Below are 18,064 nucleotides of genomic sequence, written 5' to 3'. Positions count from 1 at the left end.
GGGGTATTACAGAACAAAACAGTAACTTATGTACACTCCGGTTGAACGCCAAGCTTGCACGGGGCCTGAGCCAACCCGTCGTCTGACATCAGATCCCCGCCAGATATCCCCCGTCCACATAGAGCACCTGCCCGGTGATATACGCCGCGGCCGGGCTGCTCAGAAATACCGCTGCGCCGATCAGATCTTCCAGTTCGCCAAATCTTCCCAGCGGGATCTTTGCCTGCATCTGCCGGCACCAGGCGGCGTTGTCATAAAACTCAGCGGTCAGGTCTGTTTTGAAATATCCCGGTCCGATGCCGTTCACCCGGATGTTTTTACCGGCCCATTCTGTCGCCAGAGTATGTGTCAGGCCGACCATCGCCGATTTAGATGCGCCGTAAGCAGCAGCGCCGGGCACGCCGACCTGGCTGGTCAGGGAGCACAGATTCAGGATGCTGCCACCACCATTTTCAGCCATCAGCCGTGCTGCGGCCTGGGCGCAGAAAAATGCGCCTTTAAGATTGGTGGTCAGAATGCGGTCCCACAGCACTTCGTCGACATCCATCGACGGGCATAACTGTTCAGTACCGGCATTGTTAACCAGCACATCCGGCGGTGCGGGCAGGGAGGCGAAAGCGTCGGCAAAAGTGGCGGGCTGCGTGACGTCCAGTACCAGCGGCGTGGTGTCACCGCCTTGCTGGCGGATTTGTTCGCAAACGGCATTCAGCGTGGTGATATCACGCCCGCAGACAATGACGCTGGCTCCGGCTTGTGCCATACCTGAAGCCAGGGCCTGACCAATGCCGCGTGAACTGCCGGTGATCAGTACCCGCCTGCCTTGCAGCGAGAAACGTTGCAGGGAGAAAGGAGAGGCCATCAGGGTCTCCCCACCGGGCTTATCCGCGCCAGCCAGTCGCTGAACTCATCGGTATCTTCGACCGGTTCGCTGCCGAGCATGACGGCCATTGCCAGCCCGAGGGCGGAACTGGTTGGCGTATGGCCGCTGAAACCCCCCGGCGCGTAAATCAAGCACCAGCGTCGGGCAGCAGAACATGGCGAGCCGGAAGATCCGCTGCCAGTGGGGTGGCAGCCAGCCGTGGCGGGCGAGTTGCGTCAGTAACGGCTGCCAGTATTCCTCGCCTTTGTCACGTAAAAACGCCGCGCGCAGCGGGGTTAACTGCCAGTTATGATCGACATATAACGTGTCGCCGCGACGCATCACGGTCACTTTGTAAAGTTCGCCGCAGCGTGAAGGTTCATACAGCCACAGCGGATGGGCAAAAATGTTGTGGAATGTGGCTTTGATTTCCGCCAGTAGCGCCGGAATATTACGACCGGCAAACGCCGGGTCGAAGCTGACCAGTTGCGGGATTTCCTCCGTGGTGTCGTACCAGACGTTGGCATTATGCGCGTCACCGTGCGCGGTAATCACCCCGTGATCTGCCAGTGCCGCCGGTGCCAGGCGGACGCCTGCTTCACTGAATAGTTGGCGTAAACTGTGCTGATAAGCCACGCCGTTGATTACCCATCGCAGGTTGCTCAGCGTCTGCCATTCCAGTTCCTCATCTTCCAGCCGGAAGGTTTTACCGACGTAAAAACGGGCCACGCGACCACCAAAACCCGCGGTGATTTCCGGGTTTTCCGGAGAAATTAGCCGGTGATAGAACAACTGATGGACAGGTTCGGCCGCCACCGCACTGACTGAGCCGGGTTTCAGCGTCGGCAGGGTATGGGTCAGAATATCGCGGTCAGCGCGGCGCTGTGCCTCTTCGATTTCCGCTTCCTGGTCCCACGCCTGCTGCTGTTCGATATCGCGGCAGATGTCCGCCATGCGCCGGTCATGGCGCAGGGTGTACATCAGAATCTGCCGCCCCGGCTCGCCGCAGGCATAGACAGGAACATCCACGCGAAAGCCGCTTTCACGCAGCAATTCTGCGTTGTAATACTCCTCGATGGTTTTATCTTCGCCTTCTTCATTGTGATATTTGAAGAACAGGGCGCGGCCATCCTCAAGGGTCACGGTGCCGTTGAGAGAGTTGAGGCTGTACTGATCGCGGTTGATGGTGAGCTGACCGGCAGCCACGCCGGTGACTTCGCCGATAAGCTGGCGCAAAACGTCTGCCGCCTGCTGCCATTCTCCCGCCTGCACTAACTGACGCGCCTGCGCGGCCAGCGGTTCACTGCCCGTCATATTGCTCATCGTTACTGGCCTTTTTTGTTGATGATCTCAGTGCGTAAAGCCGATACCGCCAGCGCGTGGCCGGGGAATCCTTCATACAATGCAAAGGCGTGTGCTTTATCGGCCAGCGGCTGATAGCCTTCGCGGGTGACATAGCCTACGGAGATCCGTTTCATGTAATCGAACACAGACAGCGGCCCGACGGTTTTCGCTGCGCCATTGGTCGGCAGAACTGCGTTCGGTCCGAGGACGAAATTCCCCAGCGTGATCGGTGTGTAATTGCCCAGCAGGATTTCACCGGCATTGCGGATTTTGCCCATCACGGCCATCGGCTCTTCGGCCAGAATTTCCAGATGTTCCGGCGCGTACTGATTAACAAATTCAACGGCTGCGGTGAAATCTGCTGTCAGCACCACGCCGCCGTGGGTTCCGCATAATACGGCCTGTGAGAATCCGGCCCGTTTTTCATCGAGCTGCGCCCAGTAACCGGGCAGTGCGGCGATGGCCTGTTCAGCGACCCGACGGCTGCTGGTGACCAGATACGCCGAAGAATCCGGGCCATGTTCTGATTCGATGATCAGATCCAGCGCTGCCAGCGCACCGTCCACGGTGTCATCGGCGAGGATCAGGCTTTCGCTTGGACCGGCAGGAATGCCGGGGTCGATCAGATTCGAGAGTTGACGCTTGGCGGCCACCACCCACGGGCTGCCGGGGCCGACTATCTTCAGGCACTTCGGCACGGTTTCCGTGCCAAATGCCACGGCAGCGACACCCTGTGCGCCGCCGCATTTGTACACTTCGGTAATGCCAACCAGACGAGCGGCCACCAGCGTGGCGTCATCGACTTTGCCGTCGGGGCCAGGCGGGGTGATGACAATGGCGCGTTTTACACCTGCGACCACCGCCGGAATGGTGGTCATCAGTAACACGCTTGGGAATGAGCCTTTGCCGCGTGGCACGTAACAGGCTACGGAATCGATGGGCACATGGCGGTCACCGGCAAAGGCGCCGGGGCGGATTTCTTTCATCCACATGTCTTCCGGTTTTTGTGCTTCATGGAAGGCGCGGACGTTTTCGACGGCGAAACGGATCGATTCCACCACCTGCGGATCGAGGCGTTCAAACGCCGTTTCGAATTCCGTATCTTCCGCCAGAATGCTCATATGCGGCGCGGTAACGCCGTCGAAATCGCGGGCAAAACGGCGCAGGGCGGCATCGCCTTCGGTACGCACCGCTTCAATGATCGGCGCAACGCGCTCAGTGAAAAACGACAAATCGGCTTCCGTGCGTTTGAACAGCTCCGCTGGCAGTTCAGACGAATCACTCAAATCATGAAAAGTTACGGCTTGAAAAGGTGCAGACATGGTCAATCTCCGGTTATCAGGCCAGTGCAGCGCGGGGATGGCCGCTGCGGATAGTGTGCAGGACCTGGCGTTGCAGATCAGTGAATTCAGGGCTGGCGGTCAGTTCCTCACGGCGCGGACGCGGTAACGGCACGTCGTAAGTCGCCGCAATCGTGCCGGGACCCATCACCACAATACGGTCAGAAAGATATACCGCTTCTTCAATATCGTGGGTGACGAACATGACGGTCAGCCGGTGTTGTTCCCAGATGCCGGTCAGTAATTCCTGCATCTGATGGCGGGTCATGGCATCCAGCGCGCCAAAGGGTTCATCCATCAGCAGGATTTTAGGGCGGTAAGACAGCGCACGGGCGATGGCGACACGCTGTTTCATGCCACCGGAAAGCTCCGCGGGCCAGGCATCAGCAAACTGCGTCAGTTGCACCAGTTCGAGATGCTGACTGGCTTTTTCACGGCATTCCGCGCGGCTGAATCCGGCGGCTTTCAGCGCAAACTCAATGTTCTGACGCGCTGTCAGCCAGGGCAACAGGGTGTAAGACTGAAATACCACGCCACGGTCAATGCCCGCGCCGCGAATGGTTTTGCCATCCACCTGAACGTCGCCGCTGTCGTAATCCTCAAGCCCTGCAGCAATCGACAATAAGGTGCTTTTGCCACAGCCGGATGTGCCAACCACCGAAACAAATTCATTGTCCGCCAGTGTCAGGCTGATGTCGTGCAGCACTTCGCGCGTTTGTTTGCCAACCTGAAAACTTTTGTGCAGATGGGAAATGGTTAACACCGACATCAGGCGCGCCTCTTGTTGTAGCGGAACAGCACGCGCTCAAGTGCACGCATGATCTGATCGCTGATTAAACCCAGAATACCCAGCAGCAGGATGTAGCCGATGATGGTGTCAGTCTGGAAGAAACGTTGCGACACCACGATGCGGTAACCGAGCCCGGACGTGGATGCCACCAGTTCGGCCAGCACCAGCCACGTCCACGCCCAGCCGAGACTGATGCGCAGTGCGTCCCAGATACCCGGCAGTGCACCGGGTAAAACGATGCGGAACAAGATTTTGCGATCCGGCATGCCTAACGTGCGGCCTAAACCGACAAAATCGCCGGGCACCCGTTTCACGGCGTCGATCACCATCAGAACCTGCTGGAAGAATGTACCGATCCAGATAATCAGGAATTTCTGCACATCGTCGGTGCCGGTCCACAGAATGGTCAGCGGCACGAACGCCACCACCGGCATGTAACGGATAAAGTCCACCAGCGGTTCGGTCAGCGCTTTGAAGAAACCGTAACAGCCTGCCAGCACGCCAATCACAATCGACATCACTGAGGAAATCGCGAAGGCGATACTGATGCGGTACAGGCTGCTTTTAATGTCGCTCCATAGCGTGCCGTCCTGCGCCAGACTGACCATTTTCAGCCAGACATCGGTCAGTTTGGGCAGGAAAATCGGCGGGATCGCGCCGCTGCGGGTTGCCAGCCCCCAGGCAAGAAACAGAATCACGAACAGCGTGACCGCAATGCCGACGAACACTTTGCGCGACGGCAGGCGGCCAATCACCATCAGATTGAGCGGTTTACGACGCGAACTCATGGCAGGCTGTTCACGAAGCTGGCGTCAATCACCCCGGCGGCGGTTACCGGTTTAGGAATAAGCCCGGCGGCGGTGGCGGCTTTGAGCACGTGGGCGAAGGTCTGGTCGGAGAAGGAATGGCTGAGCACCTGTTTGTTTTCCGCCAGCGAGTAATATTTCACGCCGTCAAACGCGGTTTCCAGATCTGCAGGCGTTGCGCCAACTGCTTTGGCGATGATGGCACGATCCGCTGTGGTATTGGCCTGGTAGTGGGTCAGGGCGGCGTCCCAGCTTTTGATCAGCGCAGCGATTTGCCCCGGTTTTTCTTTCAGTACGGAATCACGGACCACCAGCACATCGCCAATCAGGCCGGGATCGGAAGAGCCGCTGTAGAGTATTTTCAGCGACGGGTCCTGTTTTTTCGCGGCAGAAATATAGGGTTCATAAGTGACGGCAGCAGTGACGCGTTTGGCAATCAGCGCGCTGCCCGCAGAATCGGCTGGCATCGGCACCGGTGTGATATCACTCCATTTCAGACCTGCAGAATTAACGGCGCTGTGCAACAGAATGTCGCTGGTGGTGCCTTCTTCAAAGGCCACCTGCTTGCCTTTCAGATCTTTCAGCGTGGTGATGTCTTTGCCCACCAGCAGGGCGTCAGCGGTTTCACTTTGATCCAGTAACAGCACCACTTTGATCGGCAAACCGGCAGAGACCATCGCCATCGCGGTATGTGTGGCAATGTTTGCGCCGTCGATCTGGCCGCTGGCTAAGGCGGCGTTGATGTCTTTATCTTCGGCGAAGTTAATGATATCGACCTTCTCCAGCCCCTGTTGTTTAAAAATGCCCTGACTTTGTGCGACGTGCCACTGGCCGTAACCCAGCCAGGGTTCAATGCCCATTTTGAACGTGCCCGCTTCGGGTGCAGCGGCGGAGGTGCTCAGGCTGAATGTGCTGAGTGCGCCAAGACAACAGGCCAGAGCCAGTTTGTTTTTGAAGAAACCCGTAAAGGTCTGAGAAGGTGACATAATTTCCTCGCTTGGTGTGGGAAGAGAAAAAGACGGCCAATAAAAATCCTAATGTGCAACCCTGTATAGACAAGTGGGTGAAGCAATTACTGCGCCACAGTTGAAATCGCAGAAGGAAATCATGCAGGGCTTTGATGTTATACATTTTTAGATAATTAATGAGAAGAAGGTAAATGAACTTATAATTAAAAGTGATAATCCGCACCACAACATGACTTTCTTTGCACCTTCAGGGTGCAGAAAAACAGTGATATACAAAGGGTGCATAAGCCGGTCAGCTGGCTCTGGCTTCAGGAACGGGGATTAATGCCTGTTTAAGGGCGTTGTAAAATAACGTCATCACCGAATTAAACGGTGCGCCTTTTTTCAGTACAAGGCTGAACGGTGTGGCAATTTCAATATTCTCCGGCATCAGTGCGCGGAGTTTATTTCCGCCCATAAATGCACTGGCGTAATGTTCAGGCAGAAATCCGAGATAATTTCCCGTCATCAGCAGCATGGTGACGGCTTCGACTTGTACCGCAATGGCGTGCGTGGAAGTGACATCCGAAAAGATATTTTTTTTACTGTGATTGGCGTAAAAATGATTCACCATGTGCGACGATTTGATCTGTGATTCTTTTATTTCAGCGGCAGGGACGCTGAACAGCGGATGTTTGTCGCCGCAATAAAGATAAGCCATTTCATGATAGAGGCAATAGTAATCAAACTCCGGTTTTTCCTGATACACCGGCATGATGCCACAGGTAAAACGTCCGTCGATAATCCCGCGTTCAATCTCGTCCAGCTGAGTGGCGTGCAGGCGAATACTGACCTTCGGTGCCTGACGGTAAATCTCACCCAACGCACTGACTACGGGCGATTGCGGGTCAGTGATGGTGTTATCGATGATGCCAATATTCAGCTCGCCAAACAGTTCATGACGGGCGTGATTGAGTTTGTCGCGAAACTGATTGATGGATGAAAATAAATCAAGGCAGGCCTGATAAGCCACTTTACCGTGTTCGGTCAAATAAAATCCTTCACGTCCTCGGGTGCAAAGTTTCATGCCAAAACGGATTTCGAGATCAGAAATTTGTTTACTGATCGCCGCCAGACCAATATTCAGTTCATTGCATGCGGCGGTAAAACCACCGGCTTCCACCACGGTTTTAAAGACGCGCAAAAGTTTTAAATCGGCGACGCCAAGGCTGTGCTGGTTAATATCACTTTTTGCGGGTGATGTGTTTCCTGATTTGGAAAGTGGACTTTCCATAATTAATATTTACCCCCGCCTTTAAAATCTACACCATCAAATTCACGTAGCCTCACTCGTTATTACCTTGCAAGCCTCAGATTGTTCAGTGTCATTCGTCATGTTGCCGGAAGGGTTTTATTTTCTCTTACCGTCAGACATGCCACCGGATCCAGGTTTGCAACATTTATGCCATACAAGGAAAAAATTATGTCGCAACAGCCAGAATTACTGTGGGGAGCACGCTTCAAACACGGGCCAGCCGCCGCATTAAGCGCATTATCGCGCAGCCCGGAATATTATTTTTCCCTTGCCGAATATGATCTGGAAGGGTGCCGCGCCCATGCGTATGAATTAAGCCGCGCCGGTTTACTCGACGAAAATGAAACCGTCCTGATGGTGGAGGCTATTAAACAACTGGCGAAGGATTTCCGTGCCGGGATTATTCAGCCGGTTCAGGGGGATGAAGACGTTCACACGTTTATCGAACGCAGCCTGACCGAGCGGCTGGGGGAACTCGGCGGCAAGCTGCGGGCAGGGCGTTCACGTAATGATCAGACCGCTAACGATTTACGCCTCTACCTGCGCGACCACGCCCGCAAGATTGTGGCGGCATTGCTCGAACTTCAGACTGCACTGGTGAAGCAGGCGGAACAGCATATTCATACGCTGGCACCGGGTTTTACCCATCTTCAGCAGGCGCAGCCGATTGTGTTCGGGCATCAGCTGATGGCGCATGCGCAGTCCTTTTGCCGTGACATTGAACGCTTTCAGGACTGGGATAAGCGTTGCGCACTGTCGCCTCTGGGCGCGGCGGCGATGGCGGGTTCTGCGATTGCCCTGCACCCGGAACTCTCCGCCAAAGATCTCGGTTATGACGGTGCCTGTGAGAACTCGATTGATGCCGTAGCCAGCCGGGATCACGTCGCAGAATTCCTGTTTGCGGGCAGTATGCTGAGCGTCAATCTTTCCCGCATCAGTGAAGAAGTGTGTCTGTGGGCATCGCGCCAGTTCCGCTGGGTTGAACTGGACGACGGCTACGCCACCGGCAGTTCCATCATGCCGCAAAAGAAAAACCCGGATATCGCTGAACTGACGCGCGGCAAAAGCGGACGGCTGATTGGCAACGTCACCGCCATGCTGACCACCATGAAAGGCCTGCCGCTTTCCTATAACCGTGACCTTATCGAAGACAAACGTAATGCGCTGGATACCGTCGAACAGTTGCTGTTAGTGCTGCCTGCGATGGCGGGCATGGTCGATACCATGACCGTCAATGTTGAGCGTTTACGCGAACAGGCACCGGAAGGCTTTACGCTGGCGACTGAAGTGGCCGACTGGCTGTCGCGCCGTGGCGTGCCGTTCAAGGAAGCCCACGAAATCACCGGCAAACTGGTGCAGGTGTGTGAGCAACATAATCTGGCGCTGCACGAAGTCAGCGACGCGCAGTTACTGGCAGTAGATGCCCGCCTGAGCGCCGACGTGCGTGAATGCCTGACGCTGGAAGCGGCGATCAACGCCCGCAGCGGCAAAGGCGGCACGGCGCCGGTGCGGGTGGCGGAGCAAATTGCGCGGCTGAAAATTCGTCTGCAGGCGCAGGCGCATTGGGCTTCAGGCTACGCTGGCTTGTCTTTATAACCGGGCGGGAGAAAGCTTATGACCCCTTATCAGAAAATGTCGGAAAGTGCGAAAAGCGCAGAGATTGATCTCAGCGAATATCACTACGTGCCGCAACGTTATTACGGCCGGATTTTTGCCTCGGTGGTGATCCTGCTGCTGCTGGCGTTGCTGGTGAATGCCTTTGCGCACGGCAAAATCGAATGGCAGTACGTGGCGCAGTTCCTGACCGCCAAAGCCATTCTGTTCGGGCTGGGCAATACCATTGTGATGTCGGTGCTGGCGATGGCGCTGGGGATCGTGTTCGGCGTGATTATCGCCGTGATGCGCATGTCGCAAAACCCGGTCCTGCGCAGCGTGGCGATGGGGTACACGTGGATTTTTCGCGGCACCCCGCTGATTTTACAACTGTTGCTGTGGTTTAACCTGGCGCTGATTTTCCCGGTCATCGCCATTCCCGGCGTATTCAGCATTCAGACCGTCGATATCATGACGCCGTTCACCGCCGCGCTGCTCGGCCTGAGCATTAATCAGGGCGCGTACACCTCGGAAGTGGTGCGTGCCGGGCTGATCTCGGTCGATCTCGGGCAGTACGAAGCCGCGAAATCCATCGGCATGACCCGTCTGCACGCGCTGCGGCGGATTATTTTGCCCCAGGCAATGCGGGTGATTATCCCGCCCATTGGTAACGAATTCATCAGCATGGTGAAAACCACCAGCCTTGCCAGCATGATCCAGTATTCCGAAGTGCTCTATAACGCGCAGACCATTTACTTCGCCAATGCGCGGGTAATGGAACTGCTGTTTGTGGCGGGCATCTGGTATCTGGTGGTGGTGACCGTGCTGTCGCTCGGGCAGAACCGTCTGGAACGTTATTTTGGCCGTGGCACCCGCCGCCGCACCAGCCACTGACAGGAGCCTGACCATGAAAAGTATTATCAAAGCCGTCAACGTTAATAAGTACTTTGATCAGTTTCAGGCGCTGAAAAACGTCAATCTTGAGGTTAAACACGGCGAAGTGATGTGCATCATCGGGCCTTCCGGCTCAGGGAAAAGCACATTTCTGCGCTGCATCAATCAACTTGAGCGCATCGACAGCGGGGGCGTCTGGGTCGATGACGAACTGGTCGGTTACCGCATGGACGGCAAAAAGCTGTATCCGCTTAACGACCGGCAGATTGCCCGTCAGCGGCTGAAAACCGGCATGGTATTCCAGCGTTTCAATCTGTTCCCGGATAAAACCGCGCTGGAAAACATCATCGAAGGGCCATGTCAGGTGCTGCTGCGTCCGGTGAAAGAGGCGACGCAGGAAGCGATGGCGCTGCTTGAACGCGTCGGGCTGGCGCATAAGCGTGATGCTTATCCGCTGGAACTTTCCGGCGGCCAGCAACAGCGCGTGGCGATTGCCAGGGCGCTGGCGATGAAACCCAAAGTGATGCTGTTTGATGAACCCACCTCGGCGCTCGACCCGGAGATGGTGGGCGAAGTGCTGGCGGTGATGCGCGGCCTGGCGGCAGAAGGCATGACCATGATTGTGGTTACGCATGAATTAGGTTTCGCGCGGGAAGTGGCAAACCGCGTGGTCTTCATGGACGAGGGCGGAATTATAGAAAGTGGTAATCCGGAAGACATTTTGCTCAACCCGCAAAATCCACGGACGCAGAACTTTATTTCTGCCGTCCTGATCTGACCCTTTTGACGTTAACTTTTGACTATGGGAATGCCTTCATGAAAAAAACATTGTTGTCCCTCATTACCGCTGGCGTGCTGCTGAACGGCGCTGTTTCTGTCGCCAGCGCGGCGGAGCTGAAGCAAAAAGACGAAATTAAAGTGGCGATGATGCCGAACTATCCGCCGCTGGAATTCAAAGATCCGGCCACCGGTAATCTGACCGGCATGGATTACGATCTGGGCATGGAACTCGGCAAACGCCTGAACCGCAAAATCAGCTGGCAGGAAATCGGCTTTGAACAGATGGTTAACGCCGTCGCCACCCATCGTGTCGATATGATTTTATCCGGTATGACTGACACCAAACCGCGTCAGGACATCGCCACGTTCGTCGATTACTACAACAGCGGACCGCAGTTCTATACCACCGTCGCGCACAAAGAAATCAATACCATGCTGGATTTGTGCGGCAAGAAAGTCGGCACCAGCCGCCGTACCACATTCCCGGCTGAAATTGCGGCCTGGAGTGAAGCTAACTGCGTTCCGGCAGGTAAGCCCGCCATCGTGGTGATTGGCGCGGAAGGCACGGCGGATGCGCGCACCCAGTTGCGTCAGGGGCGTATTGAAGGCGTGGTGCAGGGCAGCGAAACCCTGCCGTACATCATGAATCTGGAGAAAGACACCTATAAACCGCTGGGCAAAGCTTTTGCCTATCAGGTGACCGGTATGGGGATCAGCAAGGACGACCAGCCGCTGATTGACGCGGTAAAAGGCGCGCTGACCGACATGATCGCCGACGGTACCTATCTGAAAATCCTCACCAAATGGGGTTTGCAGGATGGTGCAATCCAGGAAGTGACCATCAATAAAGGCAAATAACCTCAGGTGACGGACTGACTCATGACGATTTCACAACAGGCGGCCAGTTTATGGCCGCAAAACAAACGCGGCTGCATGGCGCTGGCGTTTGACCTCGACGGCCCGACCGGTGATGCGATGCTTAACGGCACCCTCTGGCAGAAAGCGGATTACTTTACCTTCGGCGCTTACGGACCCTACCGCGCACTGGAGCGCATTCTTGATTTGCTTGATGATCACCAGCTTCCGGCGACATTTTTCATCCCCGCGTGGGTCGTGGAGAACTGGCCGAAACAGTGTCAGGCGATTGTCGGACGCGGCCATGAAGTGGCGTATCACGGTTACCGTCATGAGTCTTTTTACGCCATCAGCGCGGAGAAACAGTTGTGGGTGATGCAGAAATCCCGCGAGATTTTCTGGCAGTTTCTCGGCATCCGTGCCGAGGGTTTTCGCACGCCTTCCGGTGACTGGCATGCAGAAACCCCCGCCATGTTACTGGAGGCGGGCGTGACCTATTCCAGCAGTATGCGCGGCGACGACCGGCCTTATCTCATCAAGGTTGCGGGGCATGACCGCCCGCTGGTGGAAATCCCGGGCCGCTGGGAAATGGACGATTACGCTTCTATTGCTTATACCCGCGAGCCGAATTTCCCCTCAGGCTTAGACCGTACCGCCAGCTATGAACTGACGCTGGATAACTGGTGTCGTGAATTCGATGGCGCGATGGATGAAGGGCTGAGCCTGACCACGTTGTTCCATCCAAAAATCAGCGGAAAACCCGGACGCATTATGCTACTTGACGCATTTTTTGCTCACCTGAAAGCGCGGGATGACGTGTGGTTTGCACGTTGCCGGGACGTCGCGCACTGGTGGATGCAGGAGCATGCCAATGACTGAACAAAACTGGCCCGCAGGTTACCGCTCTGCGGTGGTGATTACTGTTGATTTCAATGATATTCACGGCATTCTCAGTCAGGTGCCTGCGGTGGCCGGACGCGAAAAAACGCTGTCCGTCTGGCGTTATGGCACGCTGCGCGGCATCGACAGGCTGCTGGCTTTGCTGGAGGAGAAAAACCTGCGCAGCTCGTGGTGTGTGCCGGGCATTGTGGCGGATGAAAACCCGCAGAAGATCCGTGATATAGACGGTGCCGGTCACGAGCTGGCGACCTGTGGCTATGAATTCGTCCATTTTGACGGCCTGTCGTTGCATCAGCAAACTGACAGCCTGCAACGGGGTAAAGCGGCGCTGAAAGCGCTGACGGGTAAAGTGCCACGCGGCTTTCGTTTGCCCGCCGGTAACTGGGCGACGGGTTTTGCGGATGTGCTGGCGGATGAAGGATTCAGCTGGACATCCGGCTGGCGCGGTGATGATTTACCCTATTTCCAGCCGATGCAGGATGGTCTGGCGTCGCGGCTGGTGGAACTGCCGCTGCATTATGAAATGGAAGACGAGCCGTATTTTGCCTTCAACCTCAGCCCGGCGGTGCCTCCGGCGCAGTCGCGGATTGCCTCTTACCGCCATACCCTCGGCAATATGAAGATGGATTTCGACGGTTTCCACCGTTTTGGCCTGTGTTACGTGCTGCGCCTGCATCCGGAAGTGATCGGCACGGCAGGGCGCATTGGTGTGCTGGCGGAACTGCTGGATTACATCACTTCGCACCCGGACGTCTGGGTGGCGACAGCCGGGGAAGTCGCGGACTGGTGGTCGCAGAATCAGCCGCAAAACGAGGCGTCGCATCCGGCGCAAATCTGGATGCAACACACCGCGCCGGGAGTCAGCCATGAGTAATGTTTCACAACAGCAGGTTCTGGCCGGATTCGTGGTGAATACCCGTTTTGAGGATTTGCCGCCACGGCTTGTTGAACGCGCCAAACGGCATATCCTCGACACGCTCGGCGCGGGGCTGGTGGGATCTGCCAGCGATGTTGCAAAACAGGTGGCGGCGATGATCCTCGGTGAAGGCGCGTTGCCACTTTCGCCGGTGTGGGGCTGTCGCGAACTGACGTCGCCGCGCAACGCCGCGCTGCTTAACGGCGTGGCGGCGCATGCGCTGGAACTTGATGATACCGGCGGTTGCGATCATTCCGGCGCGGTGGTGATTCCGGCTTTGCTGGCGGTACTGCCGTTATGCCCGCAGCCGGTCAGCGGAAAAGCGTTTATTACTGCGGTCGTGATCGGTTATGACGTGGCGCGCCGCGTGCTGGAAGCCTGTGGCGGATATTCACCACATAACGGCGCAGGCTGGCATTCGACATCCACCTGCGGCGTGTTTGGTGCGGCGGCGGCAGCCGGAAAATTAATGGGGCTGAATGCGGCGCAAATCAGTTCGGCGTTAGGCATCTCCGGCAGTTTCAGCGGCGGCTTGTGGGCGTTTATCCACGACGGTTCGCAGAGTAAAAAACTGCACGCCGGACGTGCTGCCGAAGGCGGTGTGCTGGCCGCGCTGAGCGCCAGGCAGGGCATCAGCGGCCCGTCGCAGTTATTCGGGGATAAATGGGGAGGATTCCTTTCCACGCTGGCCCCTGCCAGTGCAACGCCGGAAGCGCTGACCGCGCAACTGGGGGAAATCTGGAAGCTGGAACGTTGTTCCATCAAGCCTTACGCCTCCTGTCGTGGCACGCATTCAGCCATTGACGCCACCGGCATTTTGCTGGAAAGACTGAATGCCAGTGCGGAGGATATCGAAAAAATCGTTGTGCGCTTGTGTCCGTTCCTCAACGGCATGTGCGGCGACAACGAAATCGCCACGCTGGCCGCCGCGCAGATGAGTATCCGCTACGCTATCGCCGCCCGTGTGGTCTTTGGACACGCAGGGCTGGCGGCGTATGACGCTGATAAACGTCAGGATCCGGCCTTGCTGGAGATGATCCGCCGGATTGATTTGCGGGAAGACGACACCCTGAGCGCCGACGGCGAGCCGGATGTCACGCTCTTCACCCGTTCTGGCCAGTCGCAAACCCTGCGGGTTGATGTCGCGCTAGGTGCGCCGGGAAATCCGGTTTCTGATGAGCAACTTAAACAGAAGTTTATCTCGCTGGCGACACGGGTGATGTCGGAGGAAGGGGCAGAGAGGATATGGGAGCAGGGGATGCGGCTGGATCTGGCGCGAGATATTAATGCGTTCATCGGGCGGTAACTCCTTCCCCGTTCGCAGGGGGCGGTGCAAAGAGACAGGGCAAATTTTTCACTTGTTCATCCTGCGTGGCTGGTGTCAAATCAGATGATTAGCCTCCAGCGGGTAAGACCGTTAAATAAAGGAAATCCTATGACTCAGACCCTGCGTACCGGCCTCGTCGGCTACGGCTTCGCCAGTAAAACCTTTCATTCACCCCTGATTGATGGCACGCCCGGCCTCGAGCTGGCGGTGGTTTCCAGCAGCGATGCGGGCAAAGTCCATGCGGACTGGCCCAATGTGGAGGTGGTAGATTCGCCGGAAAAGCTGTTTGCCGATGCGTCCATTGATCTGGTGGTGATCCCGACGCCCAATACCACCCATTTCCCGCTGGCGAAACTGGCGCTGGAAGCGGGTAAGCACGTTATCGTGGATAAACCCTTTACCGTAACACTTGAGGAAGCCCGCGAGCTTGACGCGCTGGCGCGTGAAAAAGGCAAGGTGCTGTCAGTATTTCATAACCGTCGCTGGGATTCGGATTTCCTCACGGTTAAAATGCTGATTGAAGAAGGCGCGCTCGGCGATATCGTCTATTTCGAATCCCATTACGACCGTTACAAACCGCAGGTTCAGCAGCGCTGGCGTGAAAGTGATGCGCCGGGCAGCGGCATCTGGTTCGATTTGGGTTCGCATCTTCTGGATCAGGCGCTGCAATTGTTCGGACTGCCGGAAACGTTGCAGGCGGATCTGGCTGTACTGCGCCCCGGCGGTAAAGCCGTGGACTATTTCAACGCGGTGCTGACCTATCCGCGCCGTCGCGTGGTGCTGCACAGTACGGTGTATGCGGTTGCCGAAACTGCGCGTTTTATCGTGCAGGGCGAAAAGGGCAGCTACGTGAAATTCGGGCTGGATCCGCAGGAGGACCGCCTGAAAGCCGGTGAACGTCTGCCACAGCCTGACTGGGGATTCGACAAGCGCGATGGTGTGATTACGCTGAGCCACGACGGCGTACTGGCGGAAAAATCGCTGCTGACCATTCCGGGCAATTACCCGGCTTATTATGCCGGGGTGCGGGATGCCATTAACGGACAGGGCGACAATCCGGTTCCGGCGGCGGATGCTATCCGTGTGATGGAAATGCTCGAACTGGGGATGCAGTCCTCAGAACAACAGGCGACCCTGAAAGTCATCAAGAACTAACACGTCGTCTACGCTTCTTAAGTGTCACTTTGGTGGCACTTTTATTTTTCATTTGTTATTCACTTTGCAAGGAAGGTTCATGTCCTGGTTACAACGTCTGAAAATCGACAAGTTTTTGCTGATCCTGGTTTGTGTTGTCGTGGTCGCCTCATTTTTCCCGTGTGAAGGCATTTATAAAACCTTCTTCGGTTACCTGACCACGGCCGCTATCGCGCTGCTGTTCTTTATGCACGGTGCGAAGCTTTCCCGTGAAGCGATCATGGCGGGTATCAGCCACTGGCGTCTGCACGTAGTGGTGTTCCTCAGCACCTTCGCGTTGTTCCCGCTGCTCGGTCTGGGCATGAAATGGCTGGTGCCGGTGGGGATCCTGACGCCGACGTTGTACTACGGTTTCCTGTATCTCTGCGCACTACCTGCGACCGTGCAGTCTGCGATTGCTTATACTTCGGTGGCGGGTGGTAACATTCCGGCGGCTATTTGCAGCGCGTCGGCATCCAGTATTCTTGGCGTGTTCCTCTCGCCGGTGCTGGTCGGCCTGCTGATGCATACACAGGGCGGCACCACTGACACCCTGCACGCCATCGGTTCTATTGTGCTGCAACTGATGGTGCCGTTTATCATCGGGCATCTTTGTCGTCCGCTGATTGGCGGCTGGGTACAGCGTCACAAGAAAATCGTCAACGTCACTGACCGTTCATCGATTCTGCTGGTGGTATATGTGGCGTTCAGTGAAGCGGTGGTGCAGGGGATCTGGCATCAGATCAACGGCTGGTCGCTGCTGGCGATCCTCGGCTGTTCTGTTGTTCTGCTCACTATTGTGCTGATCATCAATACTTACGTGGCGCGTCTGTTTGGTTTTAACACCAAAGATGAAATCACCATTGTGTTCTGCGGGTCGAAGAAGAGTCTGGCGAACGGTATTCCGATGGCGAACGTGCTGTTCCCGGCTGCCGCCGTAGGGGCGATGGTGCTGCCGCTGATGATTTTCCACCAGATTCAGTTGATGGTGTGCGCGGTACTGGCCTCACGCTATGCCAAACGTGTGGCACGTGAAGAAGCCGCGGCACTGCTGAAGAAAGAAGAAGTAAAAACGGTTTGACAGGTTGAATCGAAAAGAAAAGGGCGGAAATTATTTCCGCCCTTTTTTATTGTCACAGAAAGCGTTACGCCGATACTTTGTCGCGAATGGCCTGCTTTTCAGCGTCGGTCAGGAACGCCATGGTCAGGCCGTTTTCCTGTGCCTTGCGGATCTCGTCTGGCGTCAGCCCGGCAGCCGGTGCGGCGACGTTATATTCGTTAGCAATCTCAATGCCCTGAACCGCCGGGTCATCGGTATTGATTGAAGCCAGCACGCCGTGACGCAGGAAAATCGCCAGCGGATGCTGTTCAAAAGAGGCCACGGTGCTGGTCTGTATGTTGGAAGTCAGGCAGGATTCGATACCAATCTGATGCTTCGCCAGGAAATCCATCAGTTGCGGATCCTGTGCGGCTTTCACGCCGTGACCGATACGCTCTGCGCCCAGCTCGCGGATCGCCTGCCAGATGCTTTCCGGCCCTGCGGCTTCACCGGCGTGCACGGTAATGCGCCAGCCTGCGTCACGCGCACGGTTAAAGTGGCTGAGGAACAGACTGCCGGGGAAACCCAGTTCATCACCGGCCAGATCCAGTGCGGTAATGCCGTCGCGGTGCGCCAGCAAACCCTCAAGCTCTTGCTGGCAGGCATCTTCACCAAAGGTACGGCTCAGAATGCCAATCAGACGCACATCGATATCATGATGTTGCTGACCTTCGCGGATCCCTTCAATCACCGCTTCCACCACGCCAGCGACCGGCAGTTTGTGGTTCATCGCCATGTAATACGGGGAGAAACGCAGCTCGGTATAATGCAGACCGGCACGCGCCGCATCTTCAACGTTTTCTTTGGCGATACGGCGGCAGGCATCAAGATCGCCCAGCACTTTTACGCCCCAGTCGAGTTTCTGCAGAAAACTCACCAGATCCGGTTCGGTATGCATCACCTGGACATGCGGGCGCAGGGCTTCAAGTTCATTGGCAGGCAAGGTCAGGTTAAACTGACGGCCTAAATCGAGAATGGTTTGAGCGCGGATGTTGCCATCAAGGTGGCGGTGAATGTCGGTCAGGGGAAGGCGTGTGTCGATCAGTGGTGTGCACTCATTATTATTGAAATGTGCGGGGCATTATAACTGTATTTAGTTGCGCAACAAGAAGGGTTTTGAATTTGC

General features: G+C 56.3%; 16 protein-coding genes and 1 pseudogene. 9 read left to right on the top strand and 8 right to left on the bottom strand.

Going from position 1 to position 18,064, the window contains the following annotated elements; all coding sequences use genetic code 11:
• Nucleotides 1-88: 88 nt before the first annotated feature.
• The 7 genes and pseudogenes from UC14_RS26480 to UC14_RS26450 all read right to left on the bottom strand — a co-directional run bounded on the left by UC14_RS26480 (nt 89) and on the right by UC14_RS26450 (nt 7,380).
• A complete protein-coding gene (locus UC14_RS26480; RefSeq protein ID WP_112198768.1) occupies nt 89-859 on the bottom strand; it encodes an SDR family NAD(P)-dependent oxidoreductase in 771 nt (256 codons plus the stop codon).
• A pseudogene (locus tag UC14_RS26475) lies at nt 859-2,182 on the bottom strand (hypothetical protein). Before UC14_RS26475 ends, UC14_RS26480 begins: the two are co-directional and overlap by 1 nt.
• Before the next feature lie 2 nt (nt 2,183-2,184).
• Nucleotides 2,185-3,525, bottom strand: coding sequence for a histidinol dehydrogenase (gene hisD / locus UC14_RS26470; RefSeq protein WP_013575482.1), 1,341 nt, complete (start codon nt 3,523-3,525; stop codon nt 2,185-2,187).
• Nucleotides 3,526-3,541: 16 nt separating this feature from the next.
• Complete coding sequence (locus tag UC14_RS26465) at nt 3,542-4,312, bottom strand: ABC transporter ATP-binding protein (protein ID WP_013575483.1); 771 nt, start codon at nt 4,310-4,312, stop codon at nt 3,542-3,544.
• Nucleotides 4,312-5,121, bottom strand: coding sequence for an ABC transporter permease (locus tag UC14_RS26460; protein ID WP_013575484.1), 810 nt, complete (start codon nt 5,119-5,121; stop codon nt 4,312-4,314). Before UC14_RS26460 ends, UC14_RS26465 begins: the two co-directional genes overlap by 1 nt.
• Nucleotides 5,118-6,125: an ABC transporter substrate-binding protein gene (locus UC14_RS26455; protein WP_112198767.1), complete on the bottom strand. Its 1,008-nt coding sequence runs from the start codon at nt 6,123-6,125 to the stop codon at nt 5,118-5,120. Before UC14_RS26455 ends, UC14_RS26460 begins: the two co-directional genes overlap by 4 nt.
• 274 nt (nt 6,126-6,399) lie before the next feature.
• Nucleotides 6,400-7,380 (bottom strand): LysR family transcriptional regulator, encoded by a 981-nt coding sequence (locus tag UC14_RS26450; protein ID WP_112198766.1) that lies wholly within the window; start codon nt 7,378-7,380, stop codon nt 6,400-6,402.
• A gap of 189 nt (nt 7,381-7,569) precedes the next feature.
• Here UC14_RS26450 and argH point away from each other — a divergent pair, with 189 nt between their 5' ends.
• The 9 genes from argH to UC14_RS26405 all read left to right on the top strand — a co-directional run bounded on the left by argH (nt 7,570) and on the right by UC14_RS26405 (nt 16,920).
• On the top strand, nt 7,570-8,997 hold the full coding sequence (gene argH, locus UC14_RS26445) for an argininosuccinate lyase (RefSeq protein ID WP_112198765.1): 1,428 nt from the start codon (nt 7,570-7,572) through the stop codon (nt 8,995-8,997).
• Between the two features lie 18 nt (nt 8,998-9,015).
• Complete coding sequence (locus UC14_RS26440) at nt 9,016-9,888, top strand: amino acid ABC transporter permease (protein WP_013575488.1); 873 nt, start codon at nt 9,016-9,018, stop codon at nt 9,886-9,888.
• Nucleotides 9,889-9,901: 13 nt separating this feature from the next.
• Complete coding sequence (locus UC14_RS26435) at nt 9,902-10,666, top strand: amino acid ABC transporter ATP-binding protein (protein WP_013575489.1); 765 nt, start codon at nt 9,902-9,904, stop codon at nt 10,664-10,666.
• A gap of 38 nt (nt 10,667-10,704) precedes the next feature.
• A complete protein-coding gene (locus tag UC14_RS26430) occupies nt 10,705-11,526 on the top strand; it encodes an ABC transporter substrate-binding protein (RefSeq protein WP_013575490.1) in 822 nt (273 codons plus the stop codon).
• Nucleotides 11,527-11,547: 21 nt separating this feature from the next.
• Nucleotides 11,548-12,402, top strand: a complete 855-nt coding sequence (locus tag UC14_RS26425) for a polysaccharide deacetylase (protein WP_112198764.1) — start codon at nt 11,548-11,550, stop codon at nt 12,400-12,402.
• The gene (locus UC14_RS26420; protein ID WP_112198763.1) at nt 12,395-13,297 is read left to right on the top strand and encodes a polysaccharide deacetylase; all 903 of its coding nucleotides are present in this window, start codon (nt 12,395-12,397) and stop codon (nt 13,295-13,297) included. Before UC14_RS26425 ends, UC14_RS26420 begins: the two co-directional genes overlap by 8 nt.
• Entirely contained in the window at nt 13,290-14,645 is a 1,356-nt protein-coding gene (locus UC14_RS26415; RefSeq protein ID WP_112198762.1) for an MmgE/PrpD family protein, read from the top strand. The genes UC14_RS26420 and UC14_RS26415 overlap by 8 nt, the downstream gene beginning before the upstream one ends.
• A 129-nt stretch (nt 14,646-14,774) precedes the next feature.
• On the top strand, nt 14,775-15,821 hold the full coding sequence (locus UC14_RS26410; RefSeq protein ID WP_112198761.1) for an oxidoreductase: 1,047 nt from the start codon (nt 14,775-14,777) through the stop codon (nt 15,819-15,821).
• A gap of 79 nt (nt 15,822-15,900) precedes the next feature.
• On the top strand, nt 15,901-16,920 hold the full coding sequence (locus UC14_RS26405; protein ID WP_013575495.1) for a bile acid:sodium symporter family protein: 1,020 nt from the start codon (nt 15,901-15,903) through the stop codon (nt 16,918-16,920).
• 64 nt (nt 16,921-16,984) lie between these two features.
• Here the strand turns inward: UC14_RS26405 and add are convergent, their stop codons facing one another.
• Nucleotides 16,985-17,983, bottom strand: coding sequence for an adenosine deaminase (add, locus tag UC14_RS26400; protein WP_112198760.1), 999 nt, complete (start codon nt 17,981-17,983; stop codon nt 16,985-16,987).
• Between the last annotated feature and the right edge of the window lie 81 nt (nt 17,984-18,064).

Origin of the sequence: Rahnella sp. NRRL B-41462 (assembly GCF_003263525.1) — a bacterium.
Classification (GTDB): domain Bacteria; phylum Pseudomonadota; class Gammaproteobacteria; order Enterobacterales; family Enterobacteriaceae; genus Rahnella; species Rahnella aceris.
Note: the sequence above shows the minus strand (reverse complement) of the source record. Positions and strands in the feature narration are given on the sequence as shown.

Bases quoted from the DNA above. Each gene is read 5' to 3' on its own strand.
- UC14_RS26480 (WP_112198768.1), bottom strand. From the start codon at position 859: ATGGCCTCTCCTTTCTCCCTGCAACGTTTCTCGCTGCAAGGCAGGCGG.
- hisD (WP_013575482.1), bottom strand. From the start codon at position 3,525: ATGTCTGCACCTTTTCAAGCCGTAACTTTTCATGATTTGAGTGATTCG.
- UC14_RS26465 (WP_013575483.1), bottom strand. From the start codon at position 4,312: ATGTCGGTGTTAACCATTTCCCATCTGCACAAAAGTTTTCAGGTTGGC.
- UC14_RS26460 (WP_013575484.1), bottom strand. From the start codon at position 5,121: ATGAGTTCGCGTCGTAAACCGCTCAATCTGATGGTGATTGGCCGCCTG.
- UC14_RS26455 (WP_112198767.1), bottom strand. From the start codon at position 6,125: ATGTCACCTTCTCAGACCTTTACGGGTTTCTTCAAAAACAAACTGGCT.
- UC14_RS26450 (WP_112198766.1), bottom strand. From the start codon at position 7,380: ATGGAAAGTCCACTTTCCAAATCAGGAAACACATCACCCGCAAAAAGT.
- argH (WP_112198765.1), top strand. From the start codon at position 7,570: ATGTCGCAACAGCCAGAATTACTGTGGGGAGCACGCTTCAAACACGGG.
- UC14_RS26440 (WP_013575488.1), top strand. From the start codon at position 9,016: ATGACCCCTTATCAGAAAATGTCGGAAAGTGCGAAAAGCGCAGAGATT.
- UC14_RS26435 (WP_013575489.1), top strand. From the start codon at position 9,902: ATGAAAAGTATTATCAAAGCCGTCAACGTTAATAAGTACTTTGATCAG.
- UC14_RS26430 (WP_013575490.1), top strand. From the start codon at position 10,705: ATGAAAAAAACATTGTTGTCCCTCATTACCGCTGGCGTGCTGCTGAAC.
- UC14_RS26425 (WP_112198764.1), top strand. From the start codon at position 11,548: ATGACGATTTCACAACAGGCGGCCAGTTTATGGCCGCAAAACAAACGC.
- UC14_RS26420 (WP_112198763.1), top strand. From the start codon at position 12,395: ATGACTGAACAAAACTGGCCCGCAGGTTACCGCTCTGCGGTGGTGATT.
- UC14_RS26415 (WP_112198762.1), top strand. From the start codon at position 13,290: ATGAGTAATGTTTCACAACAGCAGGTTCTGGCCGGATTCGTGGTGAAT.
- UC14_RS26410 (WP_112198761.1), top strand. From the start codon at position 14,775: ATGACTCAGACCCTGCGTACCGGCCTCGTCGGCTACGGCTTCGCCAGT.
- UC14_RS26405 (WP_013575495.1), top strand. From the start codon at position 15,901: ATGTCCTGGTTACAACGTCTGAAAATCGACAAGTTTTTGCTGATCCTG.